The 16,223-nt window shown below is 41.5% G+C and carries 17 protein-coding genes; 8 read left to right on the top strand and 9 right to left on the bottom strand.

Annotated elements, in window-relative coordinates; all coding sequences use genetic code 11:
• The first annotated feature begins 3 nt into the window (after positions 1-3).
• Entirely contained in the window at positions 4-3,468 is a 3,465-nt protein-coding gene (locus tag WN948_RS09145; protein ID WP_342303903.1) for a VWA domain-containing protein, read from the top strand.
• Between the two features lie 59 nt (positions 3,469-3,527).
• Here the strand turns inward: WN948_RS09145 and WN948_RS09140 are convergent, their stop codons facing one another.
• Positions 3,528-4,565 (bottom strand): DUF2278 family protein, encoded by a 1,038-nt coding sequence (locus tag WN948_RS09140; RefSeq protein ID WP_342303902.1) that lies wholly within the window; start codon positions 4,563-4,565, stop codon positions 3,528-3,530.
• Positions 4,566-5,042: 477 nt separating this feature from the next.
• On the opposite strand from WN948_RS09140, the gene WN948_RS09135 reads away from it, so the two are divergent.
• Both WN948_RS09135 and WN948_RS09130 read left to right on the top strand, forming a co-directional pair.
• Positions 5,043-5,675 (top strand): hypothetical protein, encoded by a 633-nt coding sequence (locus WN948_RS09135; RefSeq protein WP_342303901.1) that lies wholly within the window; start codon positions 5,043-5,045, stop codon positions 5,673-5,675.
• 312 nt (positions 5,676-5,987) lie between these two features.
• Positions 5,988-6,347, top strand: coding sequence for a carboxymuconolactone decarboxylase family protein (locus tag WN948_RS09130; RefSeq protein ID WP_342303900.1), 360 nt, complete (start codon positions 5,988-5,990; stop codon positions 6,345-6,347).
• A gap of 15 nt (positions 6,348-6,362) precedes the next feature.
• On the opposite strand, the gene WN948_RS09125 is transcribed toward WN948_RS09130, so the two are convergent.
• Complete coding sequence (locus tag WN948_RS09125) at positions 6,363-6,626, bottom strand: DUF1294 domain-containing protein (RefSeq protein WP_342306448.1); 264 nt, start codon at positions 6,624-6,626, stop codon at positions 6,363-6,365.
• A gap of 152 nt (positions 6,627-6,778) precedes the next feature.
• On the opposite strand from WN948_RS09125, the gene WN948_RS09120 reads away from it, so the two are divergent.
• Positions 6,779-7,189: a cell surface lipoprotein gene (locus WN948_RS09120; RefSeq protein ID WP_342303899.1), complete on the top strand. Its 411-nt coding sequence runs from the start codon at positions 6,779-6,781 to the stop codon at positions 7,187-7,189.
• A gap of 43 nt (positions 7,190-7,232) precedes the next feature.
• Here the strand turns inward: WN948_RS09120 and msrB are convergent, their stop codons facing one another.
• The gene (msrB, locus tag WN948_RS09115) at positions 7,233-7,631 is read right to left on the bottom strand and encodes a peptide-methionine (R)-S-oxide reductase MsrB (protein WP_342303898.1); all 399 of its coding nucleotides are present in this window, start codon (positions 7,629-7,631) and stop codon (positions 7,233-7,235) included.
• Between the two features lie 200 nt (positions 7,632-7,831).
• On the opposite strand from msrB, the gene WN948_RS09110 reads away from it, so the two are divergent.
• The 3 genes from WN948_RS09110 (at position 7,832) to gpmI (ending at position 11,338) form a co-directional block, all read left to right on the top strand.
• Positions 7,832-8,161: a hypothetical protein gene (locus WN948_RS09110; RefSeq protein WP_342303897.1), complete on the top strand. Its 330-nt coding sequence runs from the start codon at positions 7,832-7,834 to the stop codon at positions 8,159-8,161.
• 127 nt (positions 8,162-8,288) lie between these two features.
• Positions 8,289-9,734, top strand: coding sequence for an MATE family efflux transporter (locus WN948_RS09105; protein WP_342303896.1), 1,446 nt, complete (start codon positions 8,289-8,291; stop codon positions 9,732-9,734).
• A gap of 47 nt (positions 9,735-9,781) precedes the next feature.
• Entirely contained in the window at positions 9,782-11,338 is a 1,557-nt protein-coding gene (gene gpmI / locus WN948_RS09100) for a 2,3-bisphosphoglycerate-independent phosphoglycerate mutase (RefSeq protein WP_342303895.1), read from the top strand.
• On the opposite strand, the gene fen is transcribed toward gpmI, so the two are convergent.
• From fen to WN948_RS09085, 3 genes are all read right to left on the bottom strand, one after another.
• Positions 11,335-12,351, bottom strand: coding sequence for a flap endonuclease-1 (fen, locus tag WN948_RS09095; RefSeq protein ID WP_342303894.1), 1,017 nt, complete (start codon positions 12,349-12,351; stop codon positions 11,335-11,337). The two genes, gpmI and fen, sit on opposite strands and share 4 nt — an antisense overlap.
• Before the next feature lie 34 nt (positions 12,352-12,385).
• Entirely contained in the window at positions 12,386-12,700 is a 315-nt protein-coding gene (locus tag WN948_RS09090) for a hypothetical protein (RefSeq protein ID WP_342303893.1), read from the bottom strand.
• A gap of 97 nt (positions 12,701-12,797) precedes the next feature.
• Positions 12,798-13,121: a hypothetical protein gene (locus WN948_RS09085; RefSeq protein ID WP_342303892.1), complete on the bottom strand. Its 324-nt coding sequence runs from the start codon at positions 13,119-13,121 to the stop codon at positions 12,798-12,800.
• A gap of 143 nt (positions 13,122-13,264) precedes the next feature.
• Here WN948_RS09085 and WN948_RS09080 point away from each other — a divergent pair, with 143 nt between their 5' ends.
• Positions 13,265-14,191, top strand: a complete 927-nt coding sequence (locus WN948_RS09080; protein WP_342303891.1) for a presenilin family intramembrane aspartyl protease PSH — start codon at positions 13,265-13,267, stop codon at positions 14,189-14,191.
• A 12-nt stretch (positions 14,192-14,203) separates the two neighbouring features.
• Here WN948_RS09080 and WN948_RS09075 read toward each other — a convergent pair whose 3' ends face one another.
• The 3 genes from WN948_RS09075 to WN948_RS09065 are packed head-to-tail and all read right to left on the bottom strand — an operon-like array spanning position 14,204 to position 16,220.
• Positions 14,204-14,665: a carboxymuconolactone decarboxylase family protein gene (locus tag WN948_RS09075; protein ID WP_342303890.1), complete on the bottom strand. Its 462-nt coding sequence runs from the start codon at positions 14,663-14,665 to the stop codon at positions 14,204-14,206.
• 20 nt (positions 14,666-14,685) lie between these two features.
• A complete protein-coding gene (locus tag WN948_RS09070) occupies positions 14,686-15,624 on the bottom strand; it encodes a methanogenesis marker 7 protein (protein ID WP_342303889.1) in 939 nt (312 codons plus the stop codon).
• Complete coding sequence (locus WN948_RS09065) at positions 15,624-16,220, bottom strand: methanogenesis marker 17 protein (RefSeq protein WP_342303888.1); 597 nt, start codon at positions 16,218-16,220, stop codon at positions 15,624-15,626. Before WN948_RS09065 ends, WN948_RS09070 begins: the two co-directional genes overlap by 1 nt.
• Between the last annotated feature and the right edge of the window lie 3 nt (positions 16,221-16,223).

The raw sequence follows: 16,223 nt of genomic DNA, 5'->3' as shown, positions 1-16,223 counted from the left end.
TACGTGGCAGAAGGTACAGATACACAAAAGCCTGCCACAACTGGAAAGACCAATGAACTGATAGCAGCCTATTTTCCAAAACTTGAAAGTTCTGAAATTTCCAGATTAGCAGCAGGGTTTGAAAACTTAGATGATGATGAGCTGGAAGCAGTCCTTCATGCCGGAAAAGGCGCACTCAAGCGTGGCATGAGAGTACTTATAGCCTTTCTTGGTGCTGCGCCACATGTTTATGGATCCCTTGAAAAATATGAATTTGAGAGCTGGCTCTCCCTTGCAAGAGAAATCTCGAAACTGAGTGTTTCATGTTGTGAAGGATTCTTTGATTCCTCGCTGGCAATCATAAAAAAAGGCGGTCTTGAACTTCTTGAAAACTGGACCAGCACAGGAATTTCGCTCTCCAAACAGAATAAATGGATAGCAATAGCCTACTTCAAACATACCGGACAGGTAATTGTATCCACAAAACCTGAAATGTTTCAGGAGCTTGTGGAAAAAGGAAGAAAACTTGGAAATTTCAACGCAAAGGTTGCAGAAGCCTACTTTGAACACCTCATCCACCTGCACTTATTGCTCACACCGGAGAATTTTACTTTATTCTGCCACGTCACAGAGCGTGTCATCAAAAGCCACTGGCTCACTGCCATAGAGCTCATAAACCTGATAGAAAAGGTGCTTCCAAATGTCCGGCCACAAAGGAGAAGAGAAGTTCTTGCTTCCATGGACCGTATGCTGCAATTTGGTGAAGTCCCTGCAATGACATTATTGAGGAATGCAGGAACCATTATGGAAAAGGCTGATGAGGAAGAGTTTGCATTCCTCATGAACATCGCAATTGACCTTGCTGATACAGATAATAAGAGTGCTAAATCCTTTTTGAATACTATCCCACATTACCTTGGTAACCTGAAACTGAATGAAGTAGAAGGATGGAAAGATAAAGCAATATCCTCCTTTTCGGGTAACAAACAGACACTCAGGAATTTCATCAGAACAAGCCTTGCACTTGGAAAACACCTGGAAGATACAGACAGGGATATCAGGTCAATACTCATAGACAGAGGTATCCTTCTGGCAGATATCCAATCTGAATGTCTTGAAAGTTATTTTGAAAATACTTCCGGGGCATACAAACTGCTAAGTAAAGAGATGTTTGATGAATGGGCAGGAACGGGAGAAGGAATCGCAATACAGAACCTTGAACTGGCCATGGATTATTTCAAAACATCCATACAGGCATTAAGCAAAATACCCCCGCAACAGCATGAAGAGATATTCAGGATTGCAAATGCACTCCTTGCAAAAGAGGGCGCTCTTTCCAGTGCTTTTTTTGAGAATCTCAGCCCATTTGTTGATAGAACAAAACCAGAAAATGCAGGGAAATGGATAGAGATCGGACTGAAGGTATATGAGAAAGACAGGAAACTGGCATTGAATTTCTTTTTCCATTCACCTTCGATCCTTGAAAAACTTAACATGGACGACCTGGAAGATTGGACACTGAAGGGTCTGGAAGCTGCTGATGAGAAAAAACCTGCTGGAAAAGCCTATTTCTCACTCGAATCCAAAAGTTCCAGAGAACTGGTTGAAGAACTCACAGGTGCAATCACTCTTAAGAAAGTGGCAAATGTGTTGAGATATTATGCTCTGGGACTTTCAGGCACCAATTTCATAATACGCTCCATGGCAACATTGCCACTTCAGGTAGATGTACATGGCATGAACCCCATCATAGCAGGAAATACAATCTACCTCGCACCTAAAATGGAAGTTTATGAGGATATTGAAGATAATTTCAAGATATACAAGTTGAGTGTAATGCATGAGGTTGGACACGTTCGGTTCAGTTCGGTGGACATCCCTTTTGAAAAAGCCGCTGCAATGACAGAGAAGATAAAGGGGAAGTACTCGCTTGAAAATGAGGGAGATACTCTTTCACAGGACAGGGAAAATAACGACCATCCCGATATAATTGACATACTCTCACTTTTTCCTAATCAGATACTGGCTGCAACCATATTGGGGATACTGGAGGATGCACGTGTCGAGTACATGATAATGGACCACTTCAAAGGAGTGCGCTCTGACCTTGAGGATGTGCGCCACAGGATGCTTGTGACAAGACCTGCACCAGAAGATAGACTTGATGAATTCATGGAGGCATTGCTGTGGATTTCCACCGGACATGAACCTGCGTTTGAGATTAGTGAGCCTAACAAAGGAATCCTGAAGAAAACCCAGAAAAAGCTGGAAGAGAACATATTCAGGGAAGATTCAAGCACATTCTCATCCCTTGAGCTTGCTTTAGACATCTATGACCTGCTTGAAGAATACTTTGGCCCTCTTGGACAAACGGAATATGAAATGCTGGAGAACATCGGTTACCGGGGAATGGATATCGGTGCCACTGGTTCTGCGGACCCGATGATGACTAAATCCTGTGAGAATGTCATTAAGAATTTCATACCTGAAACTGAGTCAGACCTGACCGCCCAGGAAGAAAGACCGAAGGAGCAGGCCACCAAGAAACCCACTCAAGCCCTGAATAAGAATTGGAGAGTGCTTGGAAGCTACAAATACGACGAGTGGGACTCATTAATCAATGACTACAGATCAGAGTGGAGTACGATAAATGAAATTGAACCTATAGGCGGTTCCACATATTACTATACCAAAGCAATGGAACGCTACGGGAATGAGATAGCACTCCTTAAACACACTTTCAGTTTGATGAAACCTGAAGCTTTCCACCGGATGAAGCAGCAGAATGATGGAACCGAAATAGATATCGATGCTTTTACAGAATCACTCATCGCAAAAAGGTGCGGAATCAACCCAGATGATGGGCTGTATATCAGGTGGGATAAGCATGAAAGGGATGTTGCAACCCTCTTTCTTGTGGATGTCAGTGCCTCAACACGCAAGATACTTGGAGCTGATGGCAGGAGCATACTGGATGTTGAAAAAGATGCACTCATAATCATGAGCCAGGCGCTTGAGAGCATCGGAGACAAGTACGCCATCTACGCATTTTCAGGAAAGAGCCGCGAAGATGTTGAGTATTTTGTGATAAAGGAATTCGATGAAGGACTCTCGGATAATGTGGCACGCAGGATAAGCCTCCTGCAACCTGAATCCAATACACGCCTGGGACCTGCAATCCGCCATTCCATAAAGAAACTGGAACAGGCTGGTGCAAGGACAAAAATGCTGGTGCTGCTCTCTGATGGCGAACCCTATGATAGGTCAAAGGGAGAGGATTCATATCAGGGCGACCTCGCACAGGAAGATACAAGAGTTGCCATCAGTGAAGGAAAAAACCAGGGTATGCACTTCTTCTGCATAACTGTTGACAGGAATCCCGGAGAGTACCTTGACAACATATTTTCCGATGTCGGATACACGATAATCGATGATGCTCTTATGCTACCGGAGACGTTGCCTTTGTTGTATAAGAGACTGACAACGTGAGAACTTATCAATTTATCGAGTTTTGACAGTAAATAAAAATGGGAAAAGGAAGATTGGAATCAAAAAACAAGACTCCAGCCAGACCGTACTTTCCTGCCGGCATACTTAACCTCATCCATCAATGTGCCCTTATTATCGTACAAGCTGATCTGCCCTCCACTATTCGCAAGAATAACACCTTTTCCGGACAGAAGTATACGCGTACCTGAGCCTGCACTGATATCGCCTTTCAGCAAGGATTTTCTTCCCGGTCCATCCTGAATGAACCAGCCATCGAGATCAATATCATCAGGAGAGGCATTGAACAGAGTTATGGCCTCTTTGCCCATATCAACACCTATGGGATTGACAAGTGCAGCAATTATTTTGACCGAGCCTGCATGAACTATGTTTTCAGGCTCTATTTTGGATTCTTTACATGGTTCTGAAGTAATCTTTTTCCCATCAGGCAGACAGTGACCAGTTGACTCATCTGTATTGAAACACTGGGACTGGAATGCAAGGAAAATAGCAATCCACCTGTCCTCTTCCGTCAAATGTATGAGCAGGCCTCCATCCTGATCAGGAGCATCATCACCTGTCCACTTAGGAGAATTGCCCTGATTCATGTGAATATCATGGATACCACTACCGGGCCTGAAACCAAAGAAACTATCAGAAAGGAAAGATTCTGGCCCCCATCTTTCACCAAAAGCATAGATCATGCTGCCGTTCATACTGATGGCTTGCTTCACGTATTTCTGTATGAGCTCATTAAGGTCATTGGAAGGACCTGGAATATCGCATTTCAAAGGCAGCATCTTTGACACATCAAAGAGTCCGCCACGAACATAATCCAGACGTATAGCCCTTGAGGTATTATCAAGTCTTTTATATCCCATTCCAAGGTTCTCAAGTTTTTCAGTGATTGGATGACTGAAGTTGTCATCTACAAAATACAGTATCTCAGAAGGAGAAACCTTAGAACTGACATTAACAGCAACACGATGCTCATGTTTGCCATCATGTACTAGTACCTGAAAATGAGAGCTTGTACCTTTTCCACATTTACAGTCCTTTGGCTTTCCTTTTAAAACCCCGTAGTTTTCAAGAGACATGATGGAACTTACTCTGCACCAGAATTAAAAGTTTTCTATTATGAATGGGAAATTGTAGGTGAAATTTATAATGTTATACTTTGTCGTCATTTTTGATGACACACGTACATTATCTATTAATAGGAAGAGAGTACCGGGACTGATGGGTTGCTACTGAACAAGCTGCGCTATGTGCCGGATGCAGAACAGGGGCATTTAGCAAATGCCCGAATTAAAATTTCCGATTAGCCACCATAATAGAAAGATTTCTTCTTTCACCCTTTTCAAACATGAAAATACAGATTTTGCATATAAATAAAAAAGGGTTTTCAAGAATGCTGTTGGAAATTTTTCCTTTACTTGGCAGTTTAAATATCTTATTTACGATATTTAATGGAAGCAATACCTATCATATCTCAGCTTAATATAAATAAATTTAAACACATTTATATTCTAACAACATAGTGAGTTCTTATTTAGAACAAGAGGTAATTGTTAATGCGTTATCAAAAAAATGCATGTTGGATTTTCGCGCTTTGTTTGTGCATTGTTTTCTGCGGCAATGTATCTGCAGATTTCCCTTGTTTTTATAACGTATCTAATGCCACAGCCAATTATTCTGTTGGTGTCCCTGTTTATGAAATTTATTCTGACACTAAATATATAGAAAAAAATGTAAATGAAGGTATAAAAATAAATTATTTCATCACAGGTGTTGGACAAGTTGATACTAATAAAATAAGAATATCGATTCCTTCTGATATTAGCAAGGAAAAAAGTGTTAGTGTCTATACAATTCAAGCCAATTGGTCAGATATTGAGCAGGGTAAAGAAAAAAGTCAGTATGAGACACGTTCCTTTAAAGAAGGATCTCAATTAGCAGGAGCTTTGCCAGCGTATTATTTTACAAAGGACGATGATAATTTAGCTCCCTTTTTTAATTATGGGGGAAAACCATGGCAGTCCTTTAATAATACTTCAAGGGTAGCTCCGTGGCAAGAAAATGGCGGACAATTGGTAACTCCTCTATCTCTCGAATTTCAAATAGCAGATAATGCGAATCCTGGTAATTATGAAGTTATGTGTTCTATGAGCATGACAATGTGTGGTATTCTACACAAGAAAGCGTAACAGTGCATGTAAAATCTAGGTATGAACAAGAATGGGTTAAAAACTTGGGAATATTTGTAGGAGCACTTACGATTCTCTCTATTTTACTATCGGGATATTCAAGCATCTCAACTAAACATAAAATATCGGATGAATCTAAAAACAAGGATAGGAACAATAGTGAACCAAAAGGTAGAAGAAAATAGTAATATTTCCTTCATTATGAGATTCCTTCGTCTTCGTAAGTTTCAACGAAATATTCATCATCAGCTATATTACCAGAATCCTCAAAGAAAGCATTAAATCATTTCCTGCCAAATCTTCATTGATAATATGGCAGAAGAAACAAAAAATGCAAAAGACGTGAAAGGATTCCAGCCAAGAGCCGTTGTCTATGCAAAGAGACTGGATGAGGACTTCTCAGAAGCTGTGGCAGGATTCTACAGTTCAGTATGGGACGAAAGGGAAGGCGGTCTTTCCAAGAGAAATAAGCATTTGATGGTATTCGCCATTGCCTGCGCCAATCAAAAAACAAGTAGTGCCGTGAAGATACTTCAGAGATTGAAAAAATACGGTGTGACTGCCCAGGAGATCAAGGATGTCATGATGCTGGCCGCATGGACCGGTGGAATACAGAATTTTACCACTTTCACCCCAAAGATACTGGAAGAGATGAAAAGGCTGGAGTTCTGAACTCCACCCCACGTATCAGCTCAGAACATAAAGTGGGATCAGAAAACGAATAAACACGTATATCTGGACCAGAAGGATCAAAGGCATTCCAATCTGAAAACTGGGATGTCTGGTCTTGTGATGGAAAAAGTACATCCCTGCAATAGAACCGACACTGCCACCGGCAATCGCCCACAGGAAGAGATTTTTTTCAGGTATCCTGTATTTATTTTTTTTTGCTTTTCTTTTGTCTATCCCCATTAGGGAAAATGCTACTATGTTTACCAGTAGCAAATACATAAAAAATATAAGGGATGTGTTCATAGCCTTTATTTCACGATATGCCGTATAAATTTATCCCGGAAAGCAATTACAAAATAAAATAAGCTGTTTGCCGGGAAAGACAAATAGGAAAATTTCTAATTTAAGAAAATAGAATTGGGTGGTAAAATATGACAAAAAAATGGCTGATATGTATCATACTATTAATGCTTGCAGGAGTATTCGTTAGCGGATGTGCCGACAATGCAGAAGACACCGTTGTAGATGAAGTAGAAGAAGCATCAGAAGATGTTGTTGAAGACTTTGAACCTATAATTGGTGAAGCTCAGGACTACGCTGTAAGGATGGAATACTACGGAATGATGAAACCCTCTGAACTTGAAATAAACAGGGGCGACTCCATAGCGTGGAGAAACTACAAACCACAGAACACATATGTGCTTGTCAGTGATGACGGCCTCTTTGACGATCAGGAAATGGATTCCAACGACGTCTATACCTATACATTCATGGAAAGTGGGACCTACACATTCAGTGTAACAGATGTTCCCGACATGACACTTAGTGTTACAATAAGATAAATTTGAGGCTTTTTGCCTCAAATCAATATTTAATCAAATGCCCTTATTCCTCTTTTTCAAAATCAAGTGATATGGAATTCATACAAAACCGCTCACCTGTGGGTTTAGGTCCGTCATTAAAAACATGACCCAAATGGCTTCCACATCTGCTGCAGAGGACTTCGGTTCTCTCCATGAAGAGGCTTTTATCTTTTTTGCGCATAACCTTCTCTTCAGATATGGGTTTGAAAAAGCTGGGCCATCCGGTTCCTGAATCAAACTTTGTGTCCGAAGTGAATAGCTTCTGTCCACATGCTGCACATAGGTAGATACCTTCCTCCTTGTTCGCATAATATTTGCCGGTAAAAGGCGCTTCTGTCCCCTTTTGTCGCAATACAAGAAACTGATCGTTCGTGAGTGCTTCTTTCCATTGCTCATCGGATTTCTTTATAGGTTCTTCCATTTTTAACCCCCTATGAAAAAGTGACCATATTAGCATAAATAGATAACGTGATTGGCAGACAATTTGTAAGCCAGACATCATTAAACAAATATAAACAGATAAATATAAATATTGTTTTGGAGAAATTTAATATTGTTGAACTAACAAATAAACACATGGGAATAGTTCATCATTTTGAGTAAAATGAACGGGGTAATAGCATGTCGGATTGGATCACATACTATCAGGAAAACAAACAGAGTTCGTTGAAGAGAATCAAGAACATGACTCTTTCTACAAGATATAGCAAAGAACTGGGTTGCTGGGTCAACAAATACCTTGACCCTTTTTCAGTTGCAAAGAGTATATCGATCGCAAGAAATGAAACTCAGGACCCTTTTTCAAAAATACGCATGGAAGCTGAGAAGGACCTTGAGTTCACACTGCTTACTGCAACCAGCAAAGACAGGAACAATACTGACATCATACTTTTTGAAAGCAATCTTTTGCTTCTGTTTAACATTATGCTCCGGCACATCAGGACAGCATAAGATCAGAAAGATAAAACACTTTCAATTAAACGGAAAAAAAGTGTTCCAGACACAATGAAAGAAAAGGATAAATACAACAATCCAGTCTATTAGTCCCATCCCTTTTTCCGGGAAAGAAGGCTGATCATTGCACGAACGAAGTAGACTCTTAGCTGATGAAAGTATAGGCAAGCTCCTTTTCAAGTTATCCGCACCTGCCACCATAGGGATGTTAGTCATGGCTCTGTATAACGTGGTAGATACTGTTTTTGTAGGTCAGGCACTTGGAGAGAACAGCGTACAGGGTATCGCAGGAATTGCAGTTGCATTCCCTATAATGATGGTAGTCATGGCCATTGCACTTGCCATTGGCATCGGTGGTTCTTCCATGATCTCACGAAGCCTTGGTGAGAGGAATATTGACAGAGCTGAAAATGTAATGGGAAACGTGCTCTCCCTTGTCCTGATAACAAGTGCATTCATCTGTATACTAGGAAGCATATTCATCACACCCATACTGCAATTGTTCGGGGCTACTGACACCATTCTTCCATATGCCACAGAATACCTTAGAGTGATACTCTACGGATCCATATTCTTCATGTTCGCACTGGCCATGAACAATGTGGTGCGCGCAGAAGGGAATGCCAAAGTTGCAATGTACACCATGCTGGTATCAGCTCTTGTAAACATCATACTTGACCCGTTTTTCATCTTCGGGTCAGGATACATAGAATTCAATTTTCTTGCTGACAAACTGGGAATCATAATCGAGCCCTTATACATGTATGGTTTTGGAATGGGGGTAAAAGGAGCAGCTATTGCAACTGTTATTGCCCAGACTACAGGAGCTATCTTCCTTGTGTGGTATTTTGCCTCAGGCAATTCCAGCCTGCGATTCCATACTAAAAATCTGATACCAAAATGGGACATTACCAGGGAAACCATTTCAATTGGAATGGGACCCCTTACAAGAAATGCATCCGGCAGTCTTGTCGTAATTGTTTTGAACAACATACTTCTGGCTTACGGCGGAGGAGATGTTGCCATAGCAGTTTTCGGCGTAATCAACCGTCTGTTCATGTTCACTTTCATGCCAATGTACGGGATCGTACAGGGATTACAACCGATAGTCGGATTCAATTATGGTGCAAGGAACTTTTCCCGGGTTATGGACTCTGTTAAGCTCTCAATGTTTGTTACAACCGCTATGGCAATTGTGGGTTTCATAGTGTTTCTGGCCTTTCCTGAACAGTTGTTCAGTATATTCACCACTGACCAGCAACTTATTTCATCGGGGAAATATGCAACACGTATAATAGTATTGGCACTCCCGCTTGTAGGCTTTCAGGTAGTTGGAACATCACTATATCAGGCGATAGGAAAAGCACGCCCTTCATTTTTATTAGCCATGAGTCGACAGTTATTGTTCCTGATACCCCTTGTGATAATCCTGCCACGTTTTTTCCAGCTGACAGGTGTATGGATGGCTTTCCCATTATCAGATGGTCTTGCGTTCTTACTTACCTTTGTGATGGTGATAAAAGAGTTCAAAATATTGACGATTATGGATGAGAATATCACCTCATCCTGAACTCACAATACAACGCATTTAAAAACCATCAGGACAATTCTCAACGCATGTCACATGAGAAAGGACCTCTTTTACTGATGATACTTGATGGCTGGGGATATACCTCTGAAGAGCATGGCAATGCGGTTATGGCTGCAAGAACTCCCGTACTTGACTCTTTGTTAGAGAGATATCCTTCCTGTTTAGTTGAGGTTTCAGGGGAAGGTGTAGGACTTCCTGAAGGCCAGATGGGTAACTCAGAAGTCGGGCACCTCAACATTGGTGCCGGCAGGATCATTTACCAGGACCTTACCCGAATCAACAAAGCCATAAAAGATGGTTCTTTTTTCAAAAATCAGGTCTTTCTCGATGCCATGGAACATGTAAAGAAAAATAATTCCGCATTGCACCTCATGGGATTATTCTCATACGGAGGCGTGCATAGCCACATGGACCACATGAGAGCTCTTGTGGAAATGGCAAAAAAAGAAGGGCTTGGGGAAGTTTATATTCACGTATTCCTAGATGGAAGAGACGTGCCCCCACAGAATGCGCTTGAGGACATGAAAGCCCATGAGGAGTTCTGCCATAGCACCGGCATAGCAAAGACTGCAACGGTTTCCGGTAGGTATTATGCAATGGACCGCAACAAACGCTGGGATCGAATAGAATTGGCATACAACGCACTCACAAACGGCGAGGGAGTCTTTGCAGAAGATGCAGTATCAGCAGTCAGCCAGGCTTACGAGAGGGGAGAAAATGATGAATTTGTCAAGCCAACTGTCATCACAGACAAAGAAGGCAAACCAGTTGCAACAATAAAGGATAAAGATGCTGTTATTTTCTTCAACTTCCGCCCTGACAGAGCAAGACAGATGACATACGCACTTGTCAACAGGGATTTTGATGGCTTTGAGAGAAAAGTGAAACCTGAACTGCATTATGCATGCATGGCTGAGTATGATGAGAAACTCGATGTCCCAATCGCATTCCCCCCTGAAAGTTATGAAAACACACTTGGAGAAGTACTCAGCAAACATAACAAAAAACAGCTTCGTATAGCTGAAACCGAAAAGTACGCCCATGTGACCTTTTTCTTCAACGGCGGTGTGGAAAAGAAAAACCAGGGAGAAGACAGATGTCTTATACCATCACCTGATGTTGCCACCTACGACCTTAAACCTGAAATGAGTGCTTTTGAAGTCACCGATGAACTTGTGAATAAAATATTCAACGACAATTATGATGCCATAGTCCTCAATTTTGCCAATATGGACATGGTAGGACATACAGGAATCGTCGATGCAGCAATAAAAGCCATTGAGACCGTTGATCAGTGTGTAGGAAAGATTGTCGATGCCATTATGGAAAAAGGCGGTTCCGCCATCATAACCGCTGACCATGGCAACGCTGAGAAGATGATAGATTACAACACAGGAAAGCCACATACTGCACATACATCCAATCCTGTAAGGTGCCTTCTGGTAAGCAGTGAGGAAAAAATGACATTACAGGATGGAAAACTTTCAGACATAGCTCCCACAATGCTGGATATACTTGGCATAGAAAAACCTGAACAGATGACAGGCGTCTCACTCATTAAAAAACAGGATTCAAAGAACTAAAACCACTTATCAAGAGTGCTCTGGCCGATTCCCGATGAAGCTTCGAGACGTTCCAGAGCCTTTGTAACTCTGTCCTCTGAAAAATCATGTTCACCACAGAGGAAGGAGATTACTGCTTCGGGATCTGGTTTGCTCCATTTCAGAGAATAATCATCAGTCACATCAGGAGATTTGAAGAACTCCTTGATATCCTCAAGGTGAGGAATCTCCAGATCCTTTGCCTTTAGAATATTTTCTATGCTTTCATGCTCCCTGATGAGTTTGAGAGCTGTTTTGGGACCGACTCCACCAAGTCCCTCATTGTAGTCAGTACCCACACAAAGAGCGAGATCGATAAGCTGGGAATGAGTTATCCCTAGCTCATCCAGGTTTTCCTTTAGGTTGATGGTTTCGGGTTTCACATCCACGTAGATGTTCTTTTTAGGCAGTTTTCTTTTACCGGATACAGTAAGGTTCCTCACAACCTGAGGAGAACCGAAAAGCAGGGAATCATAATCCTGTGATGCAATCTTATCCGCATCGCCTTTCTTAACCATGTAGGCAGCCTGTGCCTCACCCTCTGAAGGAGCATCCACAAATGGAATACCCATTGCATTCAGGAGTTTTTTGGAATCATCAACAATAGTGGCATCAACCTTTGAAGATGCCTGAGCATACTTGTATGCCTCTTCTGCAAGACCTTTTTCTTTTGCTTCTGCCCATTTAGCCTTTGCATTCTCACGGGTTTCGGTGCGCTTCTGGATGGTACAAGATTTCCACTCAGGCGGCTTGCCATCAAAAACAAAAACAGGTTTCACTCCTGCTTCGATAATGTTTGTCATCCTGTAAAGGATGCCGGACAGATGTGACGTGACGTTTCCCTGTGAATCCTTGAGAGGAGTACCATCCCTCTGTCGTATAATACTTAAGAATTGATAAAGTGTGTTAAAAGCGTCTATCGCTACTATATCTAAAGAAAGGTCAGATACCTCGATCGTGCTCCTCTTAAGGAGATCTCCTATATCGACACCCATGTAAAATCAAAATTGAGTCAGCAAAAACCCTGATTCAGAGTTCGCTTGTTAGAAGTCCATTGCATTCAAGCCTTACATCAATAACAGTATCATCGTTTGCGTCTATTTTTCCTACTTTTAGGATGTTTCCCACCCTGTCAATAAAGTGTGTCTTAGTAACCCTCACCTGATGAAGGTCGTTGAGGTCTTTATTTTTATGGATGATAACAAGATTGTGCTGATCATCGTCATTTTTGCTTAACTTTGACATCATGTTCTTCACAAGCTGCTCAAAGTCAGAGTAGATGAGGATCTCAGAACATTTCCCGGCTTTCTTTATAATACCTATTGGTTCTAAATTAATGCGCATGTACGCACCTCTTATAGATGGAAAATATTTATCATCATTCTACTACAACCTAGTTAATATGGTTTTCGGAATATAGCACGGTCGCTAAATATACTTATCACCTATATCTAGTCCTGTCCATAGAAGCTATTATATCATCCATCCTGAAAAGAACCTCATTAACTCTGGAATCCAGGTTATTTTCAACACTCTGAATATTTATTCTTAAAGAACGTTCTTTTGCTTCAAGCATATTGTCTATCTTACGCAAACGCATGTCAACCAATAAGATCATGCCAGCCAGTGCCCCCACCATAACCATGGCGGAAAGTATGATCAAAGCATTTGCCGGACTGTATTTAAACCTTCCAAGCCATTCATAGGTTAATACAAATGAAGATACAACCATCACAACTGAGAATATTATTTCCCTGATTTCCATTCTGATCCCTCATAATAATATGTGCTTTTTTACTATTTATATTATTTAACACTATTTTTTTAAAAGAGAATACCTTAAATACTGAATAACCATTTAGTATATTTAAATAATATTTGACTATTTATATATTTGGAGTTGCAGATTTGAGTTCTGAAAAGACAGTTTTAAAAGATTATGCACCAATGCTTGTAATGGCAGGCATCATACTGGTAGTACAGATTACAGCACTGCTTTTAGCCACGCCTATGAGTGCAAATGATATGCAGGCATTCGAGGACCCGGACTCAACTGCAAATAGCATCTATTACATAGGAGTTATCCTTGTATTCACATTACTACTATTGATGGCGATCAAAAGGAACATGGAATGGATAATACAACTCACCATACTGCTTGCAGTGGGAGCTACCATGTACTATGTGTTCTACGCTTTACTATCCCTTGCGGATATATCAATAGTGACAAACAATATTATATCCGGCCTGTTGGCAGCTGTACTTACAATACTGCTTTACAAGTTCCCTGAATGGTATGTGATCAACACCATAGGACTGATAATAGGAGCAGGAGCCAGCGCCATCTTTGGAATCTCATTATCCATTCTTCCTGTATTGGTACTTCTGTCATTGCTTGCGATATATGATGCAATATCAGTTTACAAGACAAAGCACATGATAGACCTTGCAGAAGGAGTAATGGACCTCCGCCTGCCCATACTCTTTATCATTCCTAAACACCTGAAGTACTCATTCATCAATGACTCGTTCAAAAAAGAAGAAGGTCAGGAGAGAGAAGCATTCTTCATGGGACTCGGAGATGCCATAATGCCAACCATACTGGTAGTATCTGCAAACGTATTCCTAGTTCAGAAAGCAACACTGAATTACATAGGATTCATATCCTACCCTGCTCTTGGTGCAATGATAGGAACAATTGTAGGATTTGTAGCGTTAAGCATACTGGTAATGAAAGGAAAACCACAGGCAGGATTACCATTCCTCAACAGTGGTGTTATACTTGGATATATAGCAGGAGTACTGGTTTCAGGACCAGGAACACCCTTCTATTAATCTCTTTTTTTATTAGTCTTCAGGAAATTCAGAATTTATATTGCATATAGTACATTTGGAATCAGCCATTCTTGTGTTGGATTCGTTGAACACTGTATCTACTGAACGCGTACCTTCAGCAAGTACAGCAGCTGTTGAAATGGTGCTTGCTATCAAAACAGAATCAAATATCTCTTCCTTAGAGACACCGAGCCTTTTAGCAACCCTGACGTGAGTCTTCATACAGTGCTCGCACCTCAAAGCAGAAGCCACAGCTATGCAAATAAGCTCCACTGTTTTGGGATCCATACGCTTGAATTCACGCATGACATTGTTCTCATAAATCATGCGTGATATGAAAAGTTCCGGCATATCCTTCATGAAGTTAATTATGTAAGGAATCTCACCATAGCGTTTCTCGACATCTTCCAGAATATCTTCGACTGCCTCTTCAGGCTCTTTGTCAAGAATTTCTTTTATTTTTTTCAAATCCATAATAACCACATGAATAGATATTAAGCAGTAAACCCTACCTCGGATTCACGTTTGATCTTGACCAGTATATAATTTTTCATCTTTGACAGAGTGATAGCAGCCATATCAGACAGTCTTACACCCTCATCAAATTCAAGTTTCTCCACCTTTTCATGGAACTGCTCGTATGGAAGTTTAACACGCAGGCCATCAAGCTGAAGAGTGACTGGAGCAGGCGAAAGTACATTGAATATCTCCGGAATCTGCTCATGGATCTCTTTCATGACCCTTGCAGGCAATACGGCAAGGGGATCTTTTGCGAGATCCTCACGCATCTTTTCCACTACTTCAATAACCTTCTCGTTCATACCATCAAGTGAGTCAAGTTCACCACTTTTCCTCAGACGATGGGCAACCCTGCCAATACCTCCGACATACATGTCAGCATTTGCAATGTCTTCGGTCTTAAGGTCACGGGGTCCACCTGTAACGATCTTGGGAACGATTACACCCTCAAGTAATTTCGGTTTCTTGTTCTTTATACAATCACTGAAAGTACCAAAGGAAAACACAGCGAGGTCATGCTCATTAATAAGCTTCCTTTCGTAGTTGTCAGATAGAGAAACCCTTCTGCCCATACCTCTTGCAAGGCCCAGCATATTTGTGTTAGCTCCACCCCTACGCAGATATTCCGCAACATCACAGGCAGAGTGTGGAAGATGATGGGATGCAAGTGTAGGAGATACGACAGCAATCTCCGTACCGGTAAGTGGTGCACGGGTGAGCTTGCCCAAAAGCTTCGTCCCCAGCTCTTCAATAAGATGTACATCACCCCTGGGTATCAGCATGACAAGTGTGACCTCTGTTGCTGCAGGAACTTTCTGGATAAGATAGCCACCAAGGTCCTCCAGAAGTTCGGTAATAAGAGAGTGCTTGTGTACACCGCCCTCGTAAATGTATGGCTCTAATATCGCTGCCATTATTTCTCCTCCGCGAGTTCTGTGATCATCTGATTTGCTTCCTGTATCCATTCAGGTTTAAGAGCGTCCTCGCTTGCTACAAAAACGAACTTATGCTTGTCCATTGAATGATAACGCACCCTGAATCCTTCAGGAGTGGCCCTTATAGCCATTTCAACCAGACGTGACTGCAGGGTCCTTCTGGGATCAGCAACTACCATATCCTTAAGGAACTCGATCTCAGCAGATGTGTCTTCAGCATTCATTATCAGTGTCCTTCTCTCGGGCTGGAAGACCTTTGCACGTCCATATCTTGCCCAGAGCAGTTCAAGTAATTCAGGCAAATATTTTTCCTCCGTGAGAGAGATCTTTACCTCTTTTTTCGCAAGGTTACCGGCTTCAACACTGCCAATATCAGATACTTTTACAGTGGGCTGGCTGCCTCTTAAAATAATGGCCATCTGATAAAGGGATTCTTCCGGCCTTACAACAACCTTTATGCGTCCAATAGCGCCTCCGAGCACCAGTTCTGTAATGATATCAGCAACTATGCTCTTGTATGCATCACCTTCTTCCGGGACCGGGGACTCTACAACGAAAGTCTCAAGAGCTTCCATAAA

The organism is Methanolobus sp. ZRKC5, from assembly GCF_038446525.1.
In the GTDB taxonomy this organism is placed as follows: Archaea; Halobacteriota; Methanosarcinia; order Methanosarcinales; family Methanosarcinaceae; genus Methanolobus.
Note: the sequence above shows the minus strand (reverse complement) of the source record. Positions and strands in the feature narration are given on the sequence as shown.

Bases quoted from the DNA above. Each gene is read 5' to 3' on its own strand.
- WN948_RS09140 (WP_342303902.1), bottom strand. From the start codon at position 4,565: ATGTCTCTTGAAAACTACGGGGTTTTAAAAGGAAAGCCAAAGGACTGT.
- WN948_RS09135 (WP_342303901.1), top strand. From the start codon at position 5,043: ATGCGTTATCAAAAAAATGCATGTTGGATTTTCGCGCTTTGTTTGTGC.
- WN948_RS09130 (WP_342303900.1), top strand. From the start codon at position 5,988: ATGGCAGAAGAAACAAAAAATGCAAAAGACGTGAAAGGATTCCAGCCA.
- WN948_RS09125 (WP_342306448.1), bottom strand. From the start codon at position 6,626: ATGTATTTGCTACTGGTAAACATAGTAGCATTTTCCCTAATGGGGATA.
- WN948_RS09120 (WP_342303899.1), top strand. From the start codon at position 6,779: ATGACAAAAAAATGGCTGATATGTATCATACTATTAATGCTTGCAGGA.
- msrB (WP_342303898.1), bottom strand. From the start codon at position 7,631: ATGGAAGAACCTATAAAGAAATCCGATGAGCAATGGAAAGAAGCACTC.
- WN948_RS09110 (WP_342303897.1), top strand. From the start codon at position 7,832: ATGTCGGATTGGATCACATACTATCAGGAAAACAAACAGAGTTCGTTG.
- gpmI (WP_342303895.1), top strand. From the start codon at position 9,782: ATGTCACATGAGAAAGGACCTCTTTTACTGATGATACTTGATGGCTGG.
- fen (WP_342303894.1), bottom strand. From the start codon at position 12,351: ATGGGTGTCGATATAGGAGATCTCCTTAAGAGGAGCACGATCGAGGTA.
- WN948_RS09090 (WP_342303893.1), bottom strand. From the start codon at position 12,700: ATGCGCATTAATTTAGAACCAATAGGTATTATAAAGAAAGCCGGGAAA.
- WN948_RS09085 (WP_342303892.1), bottom strand. From the start codon at position 13,121: ATGGAAATCAGGGAAATAATATTCTCAGTTGTGATGGTTGTATCTTCA.
- WN948_RS09075 (WP_342303890.1), bottom strand. From the start codon at position 14,665: ATGGATTTGAAAAAAATAAAAGAAATTCTTGACAAAGAGCCTGAAGAG.
- WN948_RS09070 (WP_342303889.1), bottom strand. From the start codon at position 15,624: ATGGCAGCGATATTAGAGCCATACATTTACGAGGGCGGTGTACACAAG.
- WN948_RS09065 (WP_342303888.1), bottom strand. From the start codon at position 16,220: ATGGAAGCTCTTGAGACTTTCGTTGTAGAGTCCCCGGTCCCGGAAGAA.